Below are 18,721 nucleotides of genomic sequence, written 5' to 3' on the forward strand. Positions count from 1 at the left end.
CGTCGACAGGCAGGAGCAGCACGTCAGCAGTGCGGGCCACGAGGGGTCCTTTCTTGAATCGGGGCGGCCGCGAAGAGCAACTGCCCCGATATGTCACTCGGAGAGGAAGGCAGTGCCCGCGCGGAGATATGCACGGTTGGACCATTCGAGGTCGTGAACATCGGTCGAGACCACGTTCTCGCCGTCGACGCGCACGAGATTCGCCGTGAACGCCTCGTCGACCATGTACTCGGTCAGCTCCAGCAGGGCGCCCGATCGCGCCTCGTCGTCCTGAGCGTCCGCGAGCGCATCGCGAAGCTGCGCATACTCATCGGTCCAGAAGTGCGAGGAGTTGCCCTCGCGCAGCGACGGCAGGACGTTGATCAGCGACACGGGGCTCAGTCCGTTGAGGCCGTGGAGAGGAAGGAAAGCCGCGCCGAGCTCCCCCGCGATCTGCTGCTCGCCGAACGCCGCGTTCTCGACCACGTTGATCGAAGGCTTCAGCCCGACCTCTTCAAGGTTGCTGCGCACGACCTCGGCAACGCTCGTGTTGGCGGGAAGCGAGATCACGGTGATCTCGACCGTCGCTCCCTTCGCCCCAGCGGACTCGATCATCTCGGTCGCCTTGTCTGGGTCATACGCGTACGCGTCGTCGAACTCCTCCGGATATCCGGGTGTGTCCGGAGCCCAGAAGAGGTTGGTCGGGGTGGCAGAGCCGCCGAAGACCTGATCGGCGATCCGTTCACGATCGATCGCGAACTGAACCGCCTGGCGCACGTCCTTGGATTCGAACGGCGCCTCATCGATGTTCAACCCGAGGGGATACACCGCTCCGCTGGTCGGCGTGGTCGTGAACCCGGCGTTCGACGACATCGTGCGCACGTCCTGAGTGTTCATGCCGATGGCGAGCTGGCTGCGCTCGCTGCGGACGGCGTTCAGCATCGCGGTGCTGTCGGTGATGACGGAGATGTCGATTCCGTCGACGTATGCCGGCTCACCCCAGTAGTCTTCGTAGCGCTTCAGGGTGATCTCAGAACCGGGCGACCAGTTCTCGAACGTGAAGGGTCCGGTTCCGATGACGGCCGAGCCGTCGTCGAGACCCGACTCCGCAGTCTCGCTGTCCATGATGAACGCGTACTCGAACAGGTCGAACAGGCTCGGGCTGGGCTCATCGAACGTCAGCGTGAGAGTCGTGTCGCCGGTCACCTCGATGGCCGAGATGCCCTCCGAGACGAACGCGACCTGGGAGCTGGACGCCGCGTTGTACTCCAGTGAGTACTTCACATCCTCGGCCGTCAGCGCCCTTCCGCTGTGAAAGGTGACGTCGTCGCGCAGCACGATGTCGATCGAGAGCCCGTCATCGGCGATCGTCCAGTCCTCGGCGAGGAGCGGCTGCGGCTCGCGGTTCTCGTCATAGGCCGTCAGCGTCTCGAAGACGTTCGCCGCCCACGAGGCGTTGCCCTGCCGACCCGCCTGGAGGTTGTTCGGCTGGGCGTCCTGCGCCTGCGCGACGGTCAGGATTCCCCCAGCGACGGGCTCGGCCGCGCTCTCGGTCTCGTTCTGCTGCTGAACGGCGGACGCGCAGCCTGTGACTCCCAGGGCAAGGGCTGTCAGTCCCGCCAGAAAGATCGCTGCGCGGTGGTGTGTGCTGTGACTGGTCATAGTCGGCAGTGCTCCTCATCATTGAGAACGGATGCCGAAAACTTACCAACCACTTAGTAAGTTATCAACCCGGCGCACGATGGATCGACCGTTTGGCCTCCTCTGTGACTCAGATTCGTGCGTTGCGGCTCGCGAGCATCGCCTCGAACGCCTCGATTCGCGGGTCCCCGGTCTCGCGCATCCACTCCGCCAGCGCCTTCCGCTTGGCATCGAGCTCCCCGCCGAAGCCGGACTCACCCGCCAGGTTCTCGAGGCTGTGCGGATCGAGGCGGAGATCGTAGAGCTCCTCCTGGGCACGGTGCTCGTAGAAGTCCGTGCGCGCAGCCATCACGGGGTCGCTTCCCGCAGCCTCGAGCATCGCGGGCCAGGTGCGACCGAGCATGTTCTCGGCCCGGTACGACTCCCCGGACTCCGCCCATCCGTTCCAGATGTATCCGAAGCGATCGTCCTGGACGCAGCGCATCTCGTACCGACGCTTTCCGGCGGTCTCGTGGAAGACGGTCACGATGTGATCGCGCGCCGGCTCATCGCCTTCGCGAAGGAGCGGAAGAAGGCTTCTGCCGTCCACTTCGCCGCTGTCGATTCCGGCGGCATCGCAGAAAGTCGGGAAGAGGTCGAGCGAGGACACGAAGGGCGCGTCGAGCCGGATGCCGGGGCGCACCTCCCCCGGCCATCGCACGATGAGCGGGGTGTGCGTCGACTGCAGGTAGCAGTTCGCCTTCGCGAAGGGGAACGCCATGCCGTTGTCCGAGAGGAAGACGACGAGCGTCGATTCCGCCGCCCCGGATGCTTCCAGCTCCCCGAGCACCGCCCTCACCACGTCGTCGCACCGCCGCGACGAGCTGAGGTACTCCGCGTACTCACGGCGCACGTCGGGAAGATCCGGCAGGAAGCCCGGGACCGGGCCTGCGTCATCCGCCGAGTACACCCGCGAAGGAGCGGGGATGGTCGCGGCCTGCTCCTCGTCGAAGTACCGCCCAGCGCTGTCCGCGCCGTGAAACGGCCGGTGCGGGTCGTGCGCGTTCACCATCAGGAACCACGGCCGCTCGCCCGCATCGGCGAGGAAGGCCGCCGTCTCCTGTGCGTATCGCTGTGGGTCGCGTCCCATCCCGAGAGCCGCCATATCCACCGCAGTGTCCCAGCCGAACCGCTCGATCGGCTGCAGGTGCTTCACTTTGCCGAAGATGCCCGTCACGTACCCCGCGTCGGCGAGCAGCGTCGTGAGAAGAGTGACGGAGTCGTCGATCGGTTCGAAGCCCTCGGCCCCGTTCCGATGCGGCCAGAGCCCCGTCATGATGGCGGATCGGCTGGGTTGGCAGACCGCAACGGCGACGTGAGCACGACCGAAGACGGCGCCTTCCTCCGCAAGGCCGTCGAGGGAGGGCGTCACTCCTGACGGGCCCCCGAACGCACCAGGGGTCGTGCCCTCCATGTCGTCGGCAGTGATGAACAAGATGTTTGCCATTGCGCTCTCCTCATCTTCGAAGCAGTGCACTCACCCGATCTCGCCGGGAGACCGGAAGCTCGAGATCGACGAATACCACTATGTGATTAGTACCGTACTGAACACGGGACACTGCTGCACCTTTGTCGGGCTGGACTATGTGACTAGTAGTACCGACGCAGCGACGATCGATCAAGGCCGTCGCACGCAGGACAACGGGGGTGCGCGACGAATCGCACGCGCGCACCGACGTCGTCCGCGTGTCCGACATCGTCCCACCGTGCTCACGCCAGCGGGACCGGAGGTGCCGGAGCATCTGCGCCGCACGGAGAACCACGACACGCGCATGAGGCGGAGGCACCGGACCTGCATGCGCGACCGCCCTCAGTGCATGGTGCGGTGATCGTGCTCGCCCTCAGCGCACTGCGCTGATCCCATGCGGTCCGCGCTCGCGAGCGGGCGACCGCCAGCCATCTCCCAGAACGCCGCGACCGTGTCGAACATGTTCACCGAGGTCGGGTCGACGTCCCAGCGCACTTGGAGACCGTCGAGGAGGGCGATAAGCATGTCCGCCACGGTGTCTGCATCAGCGGTCGGCGCGAACCCGCCTTCCGCCTGCCTTACGGCGATGTCGCGGGCGACTCGCTGGCGCACCTGTGCGTTGCGCTGGCGAAAGTACTCGTGCGCCGGGTGCGCGGGCTCAGTCGCAGCCGCGGCGAGATTCACGTACAGGTGCACGAGGCCCGGAACGCTCTGGTTGTGACGGGCGAGGATCAGCACCCCAGGCAGCTCCCCCTCCCCCGGGGAGCCCACATGGTTCGCATCGATGGCATCACGTCGGCGCAGTATCTCGACGTAGAGCCTCTCCTTCGACCCGAAATGGTGCAGGAGACCCGCTGGGGTCATCTGCACCGCGGCGGCGATGTCGATCAGGGTCGTGGCACCGAATCTCTTCGTCGACACGACTTCCAGGGCGATGTCGAGGATGCGCTCCTGCGACTCGCCCCTCCGACGGCGGGGTCCGCGCGTCATCGCGACATCGGCTCCTCCTCCGCGCCGTTCCTCAGGGGCACGCGGTGTCCGAACCCGTAGAGCTTCTCGAAACCGCCTGCGACATCGGGCATCGAGGCCTCAACGTCCGCCATGCTTCGCGGCAGGTCGAACGGCAGGCGCCCCTCCGGCATGATCCGGCCGGTGAGCGCCTCGAGCAGGGCCGCGTCCGAGGTGCCGTAGACGCCCACCAATGCGCTGGCGAGAGGAACCAGTGGAGTCAGCACCGCCGGTCGATCCAGATGGACCGCCACCACGACAGGCGCGAAGGCGGCGAGGTCAGCGAGTCGGAGAATCACCGCCTCGTCGAACTCCAGCGAGCCGGCGTGGAAGCTCGCTTCCAGCATGTACTGGTCGCGCGGCTGATAGGGCGCGGACAGGCGGACAAGAACGACGTCGGCGGCCTCCGGCGATGAGACTGCGCGGAGGCCCGCAGCCTCGATGTCGTCTTCGCTGATCCCCTCTGCGAACACGGAGGTCTCCGGCCGAAGCGGCAGCAGGGCATCCCGTCCCGCGGCTGCGCCGTCGTTCTCGAGCACCGTGACGGAACGCGCCTGCGTGCGGCGTCCGAGGGCGCGGGCCTCATCCGTCCCGACTCGAGCGTCCGCTCGCGCCTCGTCGACGAACGGATCGTCGAACAGCCCGAGCGCGAACTTCACCCGCAGGAGGCGGCGCACAGACTGGTCGATCCGCTCCTCCCTGATCGTCCCTTCTCTGACGAGCTCCACGATCACCTCAGGGCTCTCCTCACCGCCGAACTGATCGCAGCCCGCTTCGACGACCTTCGCCATCCGCTCCTTCTTCGAGAGGTGCTCGACGCCCCAGGCGCGTGCAGGGAGCGACCGTCCCGCGAGGTGCGACTCGGTGATCAGCCCCCAATCCGTGCAGACGACGCCGTCATAGCCGAGCTCCTCCCGCAAGATGCCGGTGATGATCTGCCTGTTGAATCCGAAGCCGACCGATTCGACCGACTCGCCGTTGCGCACCAGTCCGATCGGCATGCCGTAGTACGGCATGATCGCGCTGACTCCTCTCCGGATGATCTCCCGGAAGGGACGCAGATGCTCCTCGAATGCGCCGCCGGGGTAGACCTGCTCTCGGCCATAGGGATAGTGGGGGTCCTCGCCGTCGCGCTGGGGGCCACCGCCTGGGAAGTGCTTCGCCATGCAGGCAACCGACTCGGAGCCGAGCTCCGCCCCTTCGAAGCCGTCGAGGTAGGCCTTGGCGAGACGCGCCGTGAGGTCGGCGTCCTGTCCGAACGTCCCATACTGTCGGGCCCACCGAGGCTCCGTCGCGAGATCGATCGTCGGATGCAGCGCAGCACGCAGGCCCACCGCCCGGTACTCATCCCTGGCGATCCGCGCGAAGACGCGCACCACGTCCTCATCGCCGAGGGCCGCGAACCCCAACGGCTCCGGCCAGGCGGAGAAGTTGTCGGCAGTGAACGACGCGCCGAAGTTCTCCGCGAACGAATGCCGCGGGTCTGTTGCAATCGTGACGGGAATGCCATGCGGTGTCCGCGTCCGCGCATACTGCTGGACCTCATTGACCCAGGCTGCCGTCTGCGCCGGGTCGGGCAGCACGTGGACGTTGAGATGGTTCACGTACTTGTCGCCGAGGATCTCCTCGATTCCATGCTGCCCGTCGCGAGGCGTGTCGTCGCTCATCGAGCCGCTCGAGGGGACAGGTGTCACCCTCTGGAACATCAATCCGGCCTTCTCTTCGAGGGAGAGTCGCCCCACCAGATCCTCGACGCGCGCATCGACGTCCAGTCGTGCATCCATATAGGGGGCTGATACGCCGCTCGAGTTCGCATCGGGTGCGGTCATAGGTGGGCTCCTCCAGCGATCGGCAGGGTCGTTCTCGGTTCGGCGAACCTCACGAGAAGCTTACTGAATCCGATTCAGTAAGCGACCCCGAGGACGCCTCGCCGTCCCGGATCGGCGACACGAACGAGACGCCGACAATCGGGTTCTGCGGTTCTGACAGCAGATGCCGCCCGAACGTGACGCCTTCCTCGCCGCCCCCTCCGACCCGGTACAGGAACGATCGATCGCGTCCGCACCGCGTCCGGCGAACACGCGAAGAAGGGCCCGACCATTCGGCCGGGCCCTTCTTCATTCCTGTGCGCGAGGGGGGACTTGAACCCCCACGTCCGTAAGGACACTGGCACCTGAAGCCAGCGCGTCTACCAATTCCGCCACTCGCGCGAGCCGAGCGCATGCGCTCGTTCTCAACCTGAAGATCCTAACACGGCGCGAGGTCTGCGAACGAAACCGCCGCGTCGTACGGGACACCTCCGCCGCGGTGGCTCGGAGCCCACAGGTCACCGGCGAGGACGCGGCGCTCGGAGATCGGCCTCCGAGGCACTGCAGAATCCCCGGGGCACTGCAGAATCGGCGCGGAAACGCAGCGCCTCGGAGATTCTGCCGCGACTCAGCGCCCCGAAGGCGCCACCAGGATCGCTGCCGCGGCCTGCGCGCGCAGCGATCTGCGCCTCTTCAGGCTGGTTGACACCGGCCATGGCTACGATGGGCCAAACGCGGCCCGACGAAGGAGAAAGCGCTTGGGACTTCTGGACAGCTTTGAGAAGGGGCTCGAACGCGCCGTCAACGGCGCATTCGCGAAGACCTTCCGCAGCGGCGTTCAGCCCGTTGAGATCGCTTCCGCTCTGCGCGGCGAGCTCGACAGCAGTGCTGCCGTGGTCAGTCGCGACCGCATTCTCGCGCCGAACGACCTCACCGTCTGCCTCAACCCGACGGACGCCGACCGGATGAACCGCGTCGGCCCCGCGCTGAACAGCGAACTCGACGAGATCGTCAGCAAGCACGCGGCCAAGCAGGGCTACAGCTTCGCAGGTCCCGTGCGCATCGCGATCCGGCCGGATGACGACATCCCCGCGGGCACGATCCGGATCGAGTCGGGGACCGCCGAGGGCGCGCAGGTGTCGTGGCAGGCCGTAGTCGAGATCGCCGGCCGCCAGCACGTGCTCACCGCCGCCCGCACCGTGATCGGGCGCGGCAGCGATGCCGACATCACGATCGCCGACACCGGAACGAGCCGCAAGCATGTCGAGATCCTCTGGGACGGCACCAGCGCAATGGTGCGCGATCTCGGCTCGACGAACGGCTCGAAGCTCGACGGGGCGCCTGTGAAGAAGGCTCCGCTGGCATCCGGGTCTGTCATTCGCATCGGTCGCACCGATATCGTCTTCCGTGTGGTCCCCCGCGCAGCTTCCCCTCGCCGATCTGCGCACGACGCGGCGACCCGGATATTCGACGCACAGGAGCGGCCATCGACATGAGCGACCTCACCCTCCTCCTGCTGCGCGGCGGCTTCCTGCTCGTCATGTGGCTGTTCGTGCTGGCTGTGGTGTTCGCACTGCGCGCCGATCTGTTCGGATCCCGCGCCCGAAAGCTCCCGGAGCCGCAGGCGGCGCGCGCGGCGGCGCCCGCCGCGCCGTCCACTCCCCCGACTCCGACACCCAGTGTGGCGACGTCCGGCCCTGCCACGACATCGACGGTCAGCCGCATCGTGATCACCTCCGGCCCGAAGGCGGGCCTCGAGGTTCCCCTCGGAACCGACCCTCTCACGATCGGCCGATCGAGCGAGGCCGGACTGGTCATCCGCGACGACTACACCTCGGGTCACCACGCGCGGCTCGTGCTGTGGGGCGAGCAGTGGATGATCCAGGACCTCGATTCGACGAACGGCACCATGCACGACGGTGTGCGAGTGGCGTCGTCTGCGCCCGTTGCGGTGCAGACGGGTGCGCCGATCAAGGTCGGGGCGACAACCTTCGAGTTGCGGAAGTAGCCCCACCCGCATGGTCTTCGAGGGCTCCAGCGCCGCGATCTCCCACACGGGCAAGGTCAGGTCGAACAATCAGGACTCCGGCTATTCCGGGTCCAACCTCTTCGTCGTCGCCGACGGCATGGGCGGGCACGCGGGCGGCGACGTCGCCTCGAGCGTCGCCGTGCACAAGCTCGAGCCCCTCGACCACGCCTACGAGTCGCCCCAGCAGGCCGAGATCGCCCTGCGCGAGACCGTCGCCTCCACGGCGGGCGACCTGATCGAGATCGCCAAGCGCCGCCCTGAGCTCGCGGGTCTGGGCACCACGGTCAGCGCGATCGCGATGGTCGACGACTACGCCGTGATCGCGCACATCGGCGACTCGCGCATCTACCTGTGGCGCAACGACTCCCTCACCCAGGTGACCACCGACCACAGCTTCGTGCAGCGCCTGGTCGACTCCGGTCGGATCACTCCGGAAGAGGCGCGCTACCACCCGCGCCGCTCGGTGCTGATGCGCGTGCTCGGCGACATGGATGCCCACCCAGAGGTCGACACGATCATCATGCCGACCCAGCAGGGCGACAGGTTCGTGCTGTGCTCGGACGGCCTCTCCGGCGTCGTCGACGAACCGCATATCAACCGCACGCTGCGGCGCGACGACACCCCTGGCCGCACGGCGGACGCCCTGCTCAAACAGGCACTCGACGGCGGCGCGCCGGACAACGTCACGGTCGTGATCGTCGACGTCGGCGGGCGCCATCCGGTGCTCATGGGCGCCCCATCCGTCGTCGGCTCCGCCTCGAATCCGCAGGGAATCAAGGTGCCGTCCGCTCGCCGCCCGACGATCGGCACCGGATGGCTGCACCCTCGCAGCCAGGCGGCGAACGAGCCGAGCCACTTCGAGCCCGACTCCGACTATCTCGAGGAGCTCATCGAGGAGGACAAGCGCCGCGCCAGGCGTCGGCGCATCGTCGGCGTCTCGGCGATCGTACTGATCGCGGCCGCCATCGCCGTGGCGTTCTGGGGCTTCACCCAGTGGACGCAGACGCGCTACTACGTCGGAACCGACGAGAACAGCGTCGTGATCTACCAGGGCATCCAGGCCACCGCCGGCCCGATCTCGTTCTCCTCGACGTACGAAGACACCGACGTGCCGCTTGACGGGCTCTCCCCGGCGAACCTGCGCATCGTCGAGCAGACGATCACGGCGCACTCGCTCGAGCACGCGGAGGAGATCGTCGAACGCCTGCGCGCGAACCTGCCGGCCGACGACGACTCCGCCGAAGTGGATCCGGAGCCGAACGACACACCGGATCCGGATGGCAGCTCGACGCCCGAACCGACCGAGACCCCGGGAGGTGAGGACGAATGAGCGAAGACGTCGCCGCCGACACGGCCGTGCTGAAGGCCCTGCGCCGCGTACGCAGGCCGGCGCCGCGCCGCAACCGGGAGCTGCTCCTGCTGCTGTTCTCGATCGTGCTCTCCACCGGAGCGATGGCGCTGGTTCAGCTGGGTGCGCTCGGCGAGCTGGTGTACGGCGAGCTCATCCTCTCCGGCCTGCTCGGGCTGCTGGCGCTCGCTCTGCACGTGGTGCTGCGCATCAAAGCCTCCAACGCCGATCCGCTCGTGCTGCCGATCGCATTCCTGCTCACGGGTCTGGGCATCGCAGAGATCTACCGCATCAGCCTCTCGGGCACGAACCCGAGCGCCGGCACCAGTCAGATCGTCTACGCGGCCGTCTCGATGGTGCTCGCGGGGGCGCTCGTCTGGCTGCTGTCGAACTACCGCCTCCTGTTCCGCTACACCTACCTGTTCGGCCTGGCCGGCATCGTTCTCCTGCTGCTGCCGTTCATCCCCTTCCTCAACGGCGGCGGCAACGCCAAGGTGTGGATCTCGATCGCGGGCGTCAACTTCCAGCCGGGAGAGATCGCGAAGATCTGCCTCGCGATCTTCTTCGCCGGCTACCTGGTGCGCACCCGCGAGAGCCTCGCCACGACGGGCAGGCGCGTACTGGGCTTCACGTTCCCCCGTGCCCGAGAGCTGGGACCCGTGCTCGTGATCTGGCTCGTCTCGCTCGGCATCATCGTGATCCAGCGCGACCTCGGCACGGGCATCCTGATCTTCGGCATGTTCGTCGCCACCCTGTACGTCGCGACGGGCAAGACCGGATGGATGCTGATCGGTGTCTTCCTCGCCTTCGGCGGCGCGTTCGTCGCCTCGCGATTCATGACGTACGTCGGCTGGCGCTTCGACAACTGGCTGAACGCGTTCGACCAGGAGATCTACGACCGCGAGGGCGGCAGCTATCAGCTCGTGCAGGGCATCTTCGGTCTCGCGCACGGCGGCTTCTTCGGCACCGGCCTCGGCCAGGGCCGCCCATGGCTGACGCCGGTTTCGCAGAGCGACTACATCATCCCGTCGCTGGGCGAGGAACTGGGCCTGGTGGGCATCTTCGCGATCCTGTCCATGTACCTCGTGCTGGTCGGCAGGGGCCTGCGCATCGGCATCGCCGGGCAGGATGACTTCGGCAAGCTCCTCACCACGGCACTTTCCTTCACACTGGCGCTGCAGGTGTTCATCATGGTCGGCGGCGTCACGCGCGTCCTGCCGCTGACCGGTCTGACGACGCCGTTCCTCGCGGCCGGCGGTTCGTCGCTGCTGGCGAACTGGATCATCCTGGCGCTGATCCTGCGCATCAGCGATGCCGTACGCCAACAGCCGAAAGCGGTGATCGGGTGATGCGTCGAACGACGATCCGGATGGAGGCGACTGCATGACCAAGGAACTCCGCCGCCTCACGACCATCGTGATCCTGATGTTCATCACGCTGTTCGTGTCGACCAGCGTGATCCAGGCGGTCACATCCGACAGCCTCGCCGCTCACTCGGAGAACAAGCGCACGCTCTACGACAGCTTCGAGGTGCAGCGAGGGTCGATCATCGCGGGAGGCGAGGAGATCGCCTCGTCCGTGCCCAGCGACGATCTGTACGCATGGCAGCGCCGGTACGAGCAGTCGCAGATGTGGTCGACGGCCACGGGGTATCTCAACCCGGTGCTGCGCTCGGCGACGGGTCTCGAGAGCGCGATGACGCAGGAGCTCTCCGGAACCGGCGCATCGGCGGCTTTCGCCCGTTTGGAGCGCGTGCTCACCGGGCAGGACCCGCGGGGCTCGTCCATCAAGCTGAGCCTCGACCCCGCCGCGCAGCGCGCAGCGTACGACGCGATGACGAACGCCGGGTACACGGGCGGCGTCGTTGCGATCGAACCGGACACCGGCCGCGTTCTCGCGATGGTGTCGACGCCGGGGTACGACGCGAACCAGCTGGCCGTGCACGACGACGCGGCGACGAACGAGGCGTACGACGCGCTCGTCGAAGATCCGTCGCGTCCCCTGCTCAACCGGGCCATCGGCGGCGATCTGAACCCGCCCGGATCGACATTCAAGCTCGTGATCGCCTCGGCGGCGCTCGCCTCCGGCGACTACACGCCGGACTCGAAGCTGCCGAACCCGGCGTCCTACGAGCTTCCTGGCACGTCGACGACGATCAGCAACGCCAGCCGCGGAACGTGCGGTCCAGGCGACAAGGTGACGATCGCCGACGCGCTGCGGCTGAGCTGCAACATCCCGATGGCCGAGCTCGCCGCGAAGCTGGGCGATGAGGCGATCCGGGAGCAGGCGGAGAAGTTCGGCTTCAATGCCGACTTCGAGATCCCGCTCGCAGTGACGCCGTCGGTGTACTCGACCGAGGACCTCAGCCCCGACCGCACGGCGCAGACGGGCTACGGCCAGCGCGACGTGAGCGCGACGCCGCTGCAGATCGCGATGGTCACGGCGGGCATCGCGAACGAGGGGAAGGTCATGAACCCGACGTTGGTCGACGAGGTCGTCGGCCCGGACCTGTCCGCGCAGCAGACGACGCAGCCGACGGAGTTCGGCGAGGCGCTCGCTCCGGACCTCGCCGCGGAGATGGTGGAGATGATGACGGCGAACGTGAGCAGCGGCGTCGCTTCGAATGCAAGAATAGACGGGGTCGACGTGGGCGGTAAGACGGGCACTGCGGAGAACGGCGAAGGCGAGCCGTACAGTCTGTGGTTCACCGGATTCGCGCCATCGGACGACCCGGAGGTTGCAGTCGCGGTCGTTGTCGAAGACGGCGGCGGTCAGGGGCAATCAGGTTCAGGAAATGCGATCGCGGCGCCTATCGCGAAACAGGTCATGGAGGCGGTGCTGGGCAGATGAGGCCAACACAGGGTGTGACGTTCGGCGGTCGCTATGAACTGAGCTCGCGCGTCGCGATCGGCGGCATGGGCGAAGTCTGGGAGGCGACCGATCACGTCATCGGGCGCACCGTGGCGATCAAGATCCTCAAAGACGAGTACATGGGGGATCCCGGCTTCCTCGAGCGCTTCCGCGCCGAAGCCAGGCACGCCGCACTCGTCAACCACGAGGGCATCGCGAGTGTGTTCGACTACGGCGAGGAGGACGGCTCCGCGTTCCTGGTGATGGAACTTGTGCCCGGTGAGGCTCTCTCGACGATTCTCGAGCGCGAGACGTCGATCGAGCCGAATCGCGCGCTCGACGTCATCGCACAGACCGCTTCCGCCCTGCAGGCCGCGCACGCGGCGGGCCTCGTGCACCGCGACATCAAGCCGGGCAATCTTCTGATCACCCCGGACGGCCGGGTCAAGATCACCGACTTCGGCATCGCTCGCATCGCCGATCAGGTGCCGCTGACCGCGACCGGTCAGGTGATGGGCACCGTGCAGTACCTCTCGCCCGAGCAGGCGTCGGGGCATCCGGCGAGCCCGGCGACGGACATCTACTCGCTCGGCATCGTCGCGTACGAGTCGGTGGCGGGCAAGCGCCCGTTCACCGGCGAGTCGCAGGTCGCCATCGCGATGGCGCAGATCAACGACCAGGCGCCGCCGCTGCCTGCGGAGATCCCGCAGCCGGTGAGGAACCTCATCTTCGCGATGATCGCCAAGAAGCCGGAGGATCGTCCGTCGTCGGCGGCCGCCGTCTCACGCGCCTGCACGGCTCTGCGCAGAGGCGACATCTCCGCGGCTGCGGCCGCCGTTCCGGCGATCGCAGACTCCGCGGCGCTGGACGACGACAGCTTCACGCAGCTGCTCGACACGTCGGACGGCGAGAAGACCCAGCTGCTCCCGGCGACCAACCCGCTGCCCGCGCCCGTGAACGGCGCCGAGGACGAGGGTGCCGAGGACGAAGACGAGTCGGAGGAGCCGAAGAAGAAGCGCAGCCCGTGGACGTGGCCGCTGATCGCGCTGATCGCGCTGCTGGTCATCGCAGTCGGCGGCACGATCTGGGCGCTGGTGTCGAACGCGCTGAACGCGGACCCCGCACCGACATCGCCGAGCGCCACGACGACCGAGACGACTCCGCCCGACGTCGACGTGGCCGCTCTGGATCTGATCGGCAAGACGTGCGATGAGGCCACCGGCATCATCGAAGTCGAGGAAGCCGATATCGAGCTGACGTGCACGACAGGCGACGCAGCGACCGAAGAGGGCCAGGCGGGCACCATCTACCAGCTCTCCGACGACGGCAGCGTGCCGGCCGGATCGCAGGTCGAAGCAACGGTGTACGGCGAGATGGCGACCGTGGACGTCGACGCGCTGGGCCTGGTCGGTCAGTCCTGCGACGCAGCCACCGGGATCGCCGAGGACGCAGGCATCACGCTGACCTGCGCCACCGGTGATCCGGCGAGCGAGGAGAGCGAGGTCGGGAACGTCTACCGGCTCTCCGAGAGCGGCAGCGTGCCGACGGGAACGACCGTTCAGGCGACGGTGTACGACGATGTCGAGGTCGTGGACCTCGGCGCGCCGGCGAACGCGCCGGCGCTGAGCGCGACTCAGTTCGAGAACGGCGAGACCGGAACGGTCAGCTGGACGGAGTACCGTCCGGATGGCGCCACCCTGACCGGGTACATCGTGACGCTGACGAACGCCCAGTTCAGCAACGGGCAGTCGACCCAGAGCTTCGACCCAGGCGAGCTGAGCGCGGACTTCACCGTCACGGGCTCCGCCGGGCGCAGCATCGAGGTCTCGTACGTCGCCGTCTTCGAGGAGAGGGAGTCCGGTTCCTCGCCGAGCAGCCGCGCCGACATCGTCGCTCCGGCCGATACCGACACGGATGGCGACGATCTCGGGCTGTGACCCTGACGGGTCCTCTCCCCCTGCACTCTCACAGGGGCAGTCGCGTGCGCTCGGTTAGTCTGTGAGCTGGTCGTCGAAGGGGGGAGCCTTCTGTGTCGCCTGAGAATCGTGTTCTCGCCGGTCGTTACCGCGTCGAAGACGTCATCGGCGAGGGCGGGATGGCCACAGTCCACCGCGGCACGGATGAGAAGCTCGGCCGGACCGTCGCGATCAAGATCCTGAAGCGCGAGCACGCCGGTGACAAGGTGTTCCGCCACCGCTTCCGCCTGGAGGCCCAGTCAGCCTCGCGCATGGCTCATCCGTCGATCGTCCGCGTCTATGACACCGGAGAGGTCACCGAACGGATCGGATCGCGCGACGTCACCACGCCCTTCATCGTCATGGAGTACGTGCAGGGAACGCGGCTGTCGGATGTGATCGCCCGGGGCCCCGTTCCCAGCGCGGATGCCGTGACCTATGTCGACGGTGTTCTCGAGGCGCTCGCCTACGCGCACCGCGCCGGCGTCGTGCACCGCGACGTCAAGCCCGCGAACATCATGGTCACCGACTCCGGCGTGAAGGTGATGGACTTCGGCATCTCGCGCGCTGTCTCGGACAACGCGGCGACGGTCGCCGAGGCGGCCGCCGTGCTCGGCACCGCGAACTACTTCTCACCGGAACAGGCCAAGAGCGAGACCGTCGACGCTCGCACCGATATCTATTCGGTCGGCGTCGTGCTCTACGAACTGCTCACGGGCCATCCGCCGTTCCAGGGCGAATCCCCGGTGGCGGTCGCCTACCAGCACGTCAGCGAGACTCCGGCCGTACCGAGCCACGAGAGCCCGGACTCACCCGGTGCGCTCGACGCCGTAGTGCTGCGCGCACTCGCGAAGGACCCGTTCCAGCGCTTTCCCGACGCCGCATCGTTCCGCGAGGCCCTCGACGCGGCCGCCGCAGGGCGCGAACCGTCCAAGCGTGCGATCGGCAAGCTCACCGACGCGCTGTACGGTGCGAATCCGCGGCATGCGCAGGAGACGCAGCGCTCTCTGCGCCAGCTCTCCTCCGATACCACCATGGTCCGCACCCAGTCCGGCCCGCCGGTGGCCTGGGTCTGGGCCGCCGTGGCGTTCATCGCGGTGATCGTGATCTCGATGTTGATCTGGGTGATCAGCCTGCAGCCGTTCTCCGCGGAGCCCACCAACGCCGTGGTCGTGCCCGAGCTCGTCGAGATGCAGCGCGATGAGGCCGTCGACGAGCTCGGCGAGCTCGGCCTCGCCGTCGCGGCGGTGGCGGAGCCGAGTCGAGAAGTCGAGGAGGGCTTCGTCATCCGCACCGACCCTGTCGCAGGCACCTCGCTGCGGCCGGGCACCCGCGTCACGGTCGTCGTCTCGGGCGGCCACGAGGTCGTGGCCGTGCCCGAGCTGGTCGGCATATCGCAGAAGGCCGCCCAGCAGGAGCTGAAGGACGCCGGGCTGAAGGTCGGCATCGTCTCTCCGCGCAACGACCCCGAGGCGGAGAAGGGCCAAGTGCTCTCGGCAAGCTTCGGCGCAGGTGATGAGGTGCTGATCGGTTCGGCGGTCAACCTCGTCGTGGCCACGGGTGAGGTGGCGATCAACGACTACACCGGCTTCACCGTCGACAGCGCCACCAGCGACCTGGAGGCCCTCGGGCTCACCGTCACAGCGACCGCCGACGACTCGTGCGCTGCCGCCGACCCGACGACCGTCGTCGCGCAGTCGATCAGCCCCGGAGACACGAAGATCGCTTCGGAGATCAGCCTGCGCTACTGCTCGGGCGAATAGCGCCGGTGGCGGCTCAGGATCCGGGCCGCATGAGCGGACTCCCCGGCAGTCGGCGCTGCGCGTCGTCGACGCCGATCACGTGCTGAGACAGCCGAGGTGCGCATGGGCCCCGTGGACGCCCTAAGTCAGATACCCGGAGATGACCGCGGAGGCCTCGTCGATCACGCCGTTGTCCGGCACGTAGTTCGAGGCGATCCACGGGAACGCATAGAAGAACAGCCCGTACAGCACCGCAGCGATCAGAAGGAGCAGGATCAGCAGCCGCACCCACCACGGACCGGGAAGCACACGCCACAGCGCACCGTACATCAGCCCGTACCTTCCGTCAGCGATTCCGGCTCGCCTTCCGAGCGCGGCTGGAACGAGTCGAACACACCGTAGGCGACGATGCGCTCGGCGAGCGAGTACTTGGGTGAGCACGCCGTCAGCGTGATGTAGCGCTCGTTCGCAGGCACCTCGGGGCTCTGCGGCACGTCGAGCAGCACGTCGGTCTCGTCCGGACGCACGTACTCGAGGGTGCGGAAGCGATAGGTGTACCAGCCGGCTTTGGTCTCGACGACGATCGCATCACCTGCGTGCAGCGTGGCGATCTCCGCGAACGGCTTGCCGAAGGTGGTGCGATGACCGGCGAGCGCGAAGTTGCCGACCTCACCTGGCATCTCGGTGTCGTTGTAGTGCCCGATGCCGATCGGATCGAGCGTGATGGGCCGCGTCGTGCCGCCCGCCATCGGCATGGCGTAGTCGTCTCCCCAGCGGGGCACATACATCACGCCGAAGCGTTCGCCCTCACCGGGAGGAGCGACCGTGGGCGGTTCTGCATCGCCCCCCTCGCCGTCGGCAGCACCGGCGTCGTCGTCGGACGACGGCTCCTCCTGCGCCCACTGCTGCGAGAGCTCCTGCCCCTGCTGATTGCGCTCGGCGCCGTAGATCATGTCGCCGATCCAGAGCTGCCAGGCCACGAACAGCAGCAGCACGACGCCTGCCGTGATGAACAGTTCGCCGATCACGCCGATCACGCTCACCCTGCGACGCGGCTTCCTCTGCTGGCGCACCGTGACGCGCGACAGCGGCTGGTCGGTCATGGTCACCATCTTAGGGTGCTCAACCTCTGCGGTTCCGCCACGGCGACCTTCCGGTTCCGCGGCGGACGCATCCCCCAGTAGACTGTCGGCATGGCACGCGAGACCGACGAGACACCAGAGCGCCCCGCTGGCGCCGGCGCCCCCAACCCCGTGTGGTTCAAGCCCATCATGGTGGGGTTCATGCTGCTGGGGCTCGTATGGATCATCGTGTTCTACCTCACCGACCAGCAGTTCCCCATCCCCGACATCGGCGCGTGGAACCTCATGATCGGTTTCGGCATCGCCTTCATCGGCTTCCTGATGACGACGCGCTGGCGCTGACACGCGCTTCGAACTGACCCCGCCCGCTGTGGCGGGGTTTTTTCGTGCTTCGTGCCGAAGGGCGCGTCATCTCGGCACCAACCAGTCCACAGCACCTGAACGAACTACATCCGTGTGATTCATCCACAGCCCTCTCCCCAGGGGTGAATAACACGCGTGTGATTCTCCCCAGATGGGGAGAATCCTGTGGATAACTTCGGGGAGAACCATCGCAGACGGTGGACAAGTCCGCACGCACCGGTGGACAATCCTCGCCGTTCCGTGGAGAACCGGTGGATACCGGACGTACCGCATCATCTGGCATGAGCGTCTGCAGCGGCTCCGCGCGAGAGCACCACGGTCGCCGTGCCTGCTGCGACGAGAATCAGCCCTGCCGCCGTCGCGAACACCGACGCACCCGTTCCTCCGCTGGTGAGGAGGAGCAGTGCCGGGATCGCGGCGCCGCCGCCGGAACCGCAGGCGACGAGGAGCCCCGTGGCCTTCCGCGCGGCGTACGCGTCCACACGCGCCAGACCGATGCCGATGATCAGCGCATAGCAGGGTCCCAGCGCCATCACGCCCACGCAGAGCGCAGCAACCACGAGGACCGGCAGAGCAGACGCGAGTGCCGCGGTTGCGAACGCCGTCGCTGCGATCACGCCGAATCCGCGCAGGCAGGCGACGGCGGTGATACCCGCGCCGATGAGTCCGGTCGCCGCATAGCGGCCCGCCGACAGCAGAATCCAGAACGCCGACGTCCCCAGCGCCGCCCACTCCGGATCGACGTCGACCAGATCCATGGGGAGTATCGACGACCAGCCGGCGAACACCGTCTCCACACCGACGTAGAGGAACAGGGCGATCGCCGCGGGCAGCAGCGCAGATGCCGCTCCTCCTGCTGTGTTCGTCGAAGCGAACGAACCCTTGATTCCGTTCCCGACCGTCGTGCACGCCAGGATGATGTGCACCACGGCGATCCCGGCGTATATCAGCCACGGCATCCCGCGCAGCGGCGTCAGGAACAGAAGCGGCGTCAGCGCGGCGACGGCCGCCACCGTCCCGGTGAGCGCAGACAGCAGCTGCGGCGTGCCCGCCGCCGCTGCCTCCCGCGCGCGGATCGTCGCCCCCGCTTCCGTCAGCCCGAACCCGATTCCCGCCGACGCCGCCGCCAGCACGAAGCTGAGCGGCTGCGTCGAAAGGCCGGCCATTGCTGCGAACGCGACGGCTTGGATGAGCGCACCGATGCGAATCATCACGGCAGAACTCACCCGGCTGCCGAGCATCGAGCTGAGGATCACTCCCGCCAGCAGCCCGAAGAACAGAGCCGGCACGGCGGCGAGATACCCCTCAACGCTCTCTCCCGCCGTCGCTGCGACCATCGGCAGCCCCGCCGGAATCGACGCCGTCGCCGCACCCATCGCCGCGAAGACGACGAACAGGCGCCTCATCGT

Annotated in this window: 15 protein-coding genes and 1 tRNA gene; 8 read left to right on the plus strand and 8 right to left on the minus strand. The window is 67.4% G+C overall.

The genetic code is table 11. From position 1 onward, the window contains the following. Positions 1 to 93: 93 nt before the first annotated feature. From DZG09_RS02510 to DZG09_RS02530, 5 genes are all read right to left on the minus strand, one after another. Positions 94 to 1,641 (minus strand): ABC transporter substrate-binding protein, encoded by a 1,548-nt coding sequence (locus DZG09_RS02510; protein WP_119696136.1) that lies wholly within the window; start codon positions 1,639 to 1,641, stop codon positions 94 to 96. Between the two features lie 109 nt (positions 1,642 to 1,750). After that, positions 1,751 to 3,106 carry a sulfatase family protein gene (locus DZG09_RS02515; protein WP_119696137.1) on the minus strand — a complete coding sequence of 452 codons (1,356 nt, stop codon included), beginning with the start codon at positions 3,104 to 3,106 and terminating at the stop codon, positions 1,751 to 1,753. A 363-nt stretch (positions 3,107 to 3,469) separates the two neighbouring features. Continuing rightward, the gene (locus DZG09_RS02520; RefSeq protein WP_119696138.1) at positions 3,470 to 4,117 is read right to left on the minus strand and encodes a TetR/AcrR family transcriptional regulator; all 648 of its coding nucleotides are present in this window, start codon (positions 4,115 to 4,117) and stop codon (positions 3,470 to 3,472) included. Continuing rightward, a complete protein-coding gene (locus DZG09_RS02525; protein WP_119696139.1) occupies positions 4,114 to 5,964 on the minus strand; it encodes a glycoside hydrolase family 3 protein in 1,851 nt (616 codons plus the stop codon). The genes DZG09_RS02520 and DZG09_RS02525 overlap by 4 nt, the downstream gene beginning before the upstream one ends. Positions 5,965 to 6,261: 297 nt before the next feature. Next, a tRNA-Leu gene (locus DZG09_RS02530) sits at positions 6,262 to 6,345 on the minus strand. 356 nt (positions 6,346 to 6,701) lie between these two features. On the opposite strand from DZG09_RS02530, the gene DZG09_RS02535 reads away from it, so the two are divergent. The 7 genes from DZG09_RS02535 (at position 6,702) to pknB (ending at position 15,888) form a co-directional block, all read left to right on the plus strand. Beyond that, a complete protein-coding gene (locus DZG09_RS02535) occupies positions 6,702 to 7,439 on the plus strand; it encodes an FhaA domain-containing protein (RefSeq protein ID WP_119696140.1) in 738 nt (245 codons plus the stop codon). After that, entirely contained in the window at positions 7,436 to 7,951 is a 516-nt protein-coding gene (locus DZG09_RS02540; RefSeq protein WP_119696141.1) for an FHA domain-containing protein FhaB/FipA, read from the plus strand. Before DZG09_RS02535 ends, DZG09_RS02540 begins: the two co-directional genes overlap by 4 nt. Before the next feature lie 10 nt (positions 7,952 to 7,961). Then, a complete protein-coding gene (locus DZG09_RS02545) occupies positions 7,962 to 9,302 on the plus strand; it encodes a PP2C family protein-serine/threonine phosphatase (RefSeq protein ID WP_119696142.1) in 1,341 nt (446 codons plus the stop codon). After that, positions 9,299 to 10,669, plus strand: coding sequence for an FtsW/RodA/SpoVE family cell cycle protein (locus DZG09_RS02550; RefSeq protein ID WP_119696143.1), 1,371 nt, complete (start codon positions 9,299 to 9,301; stop codon positions 10,667 to 10,669). Before DZG09_RS02545 ends, DZG09_RS02550 begins: the two co-directional genes overlap by 4 nt. A gap of 34 nt (positions 10,670 to 10,703) precedes the next feature. Beyond that, complete coding sequence (locus DZG09_RS02555; RefSeq protein ID WP_119696144.1) at positions 10,704 to 12,170, plus strand: peptidoglycan D,D-transpeptidase FtsI family protein; 1,467 nt, start codon at positions 10,704 to 10,706, stop codon at positions 12,168 to 12,170. Continuing rightward, positions 12,167 to 14,107: a protein kinase domain-containing protein gene (locus tag DZG09_RS02560; RefSeq protein ID WP_119696145.1), complete on the plus strand. Its 1,941-nt coding sequence runs from the start codon at positions 12,167 to 12,169 to the stop codon at positions 14,105 to 14,107. The genes DZG09_RS02555 and DZG09_RS02560 overlap by 4 nt, the downstream gene beginning before the upstream one ends. Positions 14,108 to 14,199: 92 nt before the next feature. Then, positions 14,200 to 15,888, plus strand: a complete 1,689-nt coding sequence (pknB, locus tag DZG09_RS02565; RefSeq protein WP_119696146.1) for a Stk1 family PASTA domain-containing Ser/Thr kinase — start codon at positions 14,200 to 14,202, stop codon at positions 15,886 to 15,888. A 120-nt stretch (positions 15,889 to 16,008) separates the two neighbouring features. Here the strand turns inward: pknB and DZG09_RS02570 are convergent, their stop codons facing one another. After that, the gene (locus tag DZG09_RS02570) at positions 16,009 to 16,197 is read right to left on the minus strand and encodes a hypothetical protein (protein WP_119696147.1); all 189 of its coding nucleotides are present in this window, start codon (positions 16,195 to 16,197) and stop codon (positions 16,009 to 16,011) included. Continuing rightward, on the minus strand, positions 16,197 to 16,970 hold the full coding sequence (locus DZG09_RS02575) for a class E sortase (RefSeq protein ID WP_119697344.1): 774 nt from the start codon (positions 16,968 to 16,970) through the stop codon (positions 16,197 to 16,199). Before DZG09_RS02575 ends, DZG09_RS02570 begins: the two co-directional genes overlap by 1 nt. A 90-nt stretch (positions 16,971 to 17,060) precedes the next feature. Between DZG09_RS02575 and DZG09_RS02580 the strand changes: the two genes are divergently transcribed. After that, on the plus strand, positions 17,061 to 17,291 hold the full coding sequence (locus DZG09_RS02580; protein WP_087053461.1) for a cell division protein CrgA: 231 nt from the start codon (positions 17,061 to 17,063) through the stop codon (positions 17,289 to 17,291). 293 nt (positions 17,292 to 17,584) lie between these two features. On the opposite strand, the gene DZG09_RS02585 is transcribed toward DZG09_RS02580, so the two are convergent. Next, a complete protein-coding gene (locus DZG09_RS02585; RefSeq protein ID WP_119696148.1) occupies positions 17,585 to 18,718 on the minus strand; it encodes an MFS transporter in 1,134 nt (377 codons plus the stop codon). Positions 18,719 to 18,721: the final 3 nt, after the last annotated feature.

The sequence above is a fragment of the Microbacterium halotolerans genome, from assembly GCF_003569805.1.
Lineage (GTDB): Bacteria > Actinomycetota > Actinomycetes > Actinomycetales > Microbacteriaceae > Microbacterium > Microbacterium halotolerans.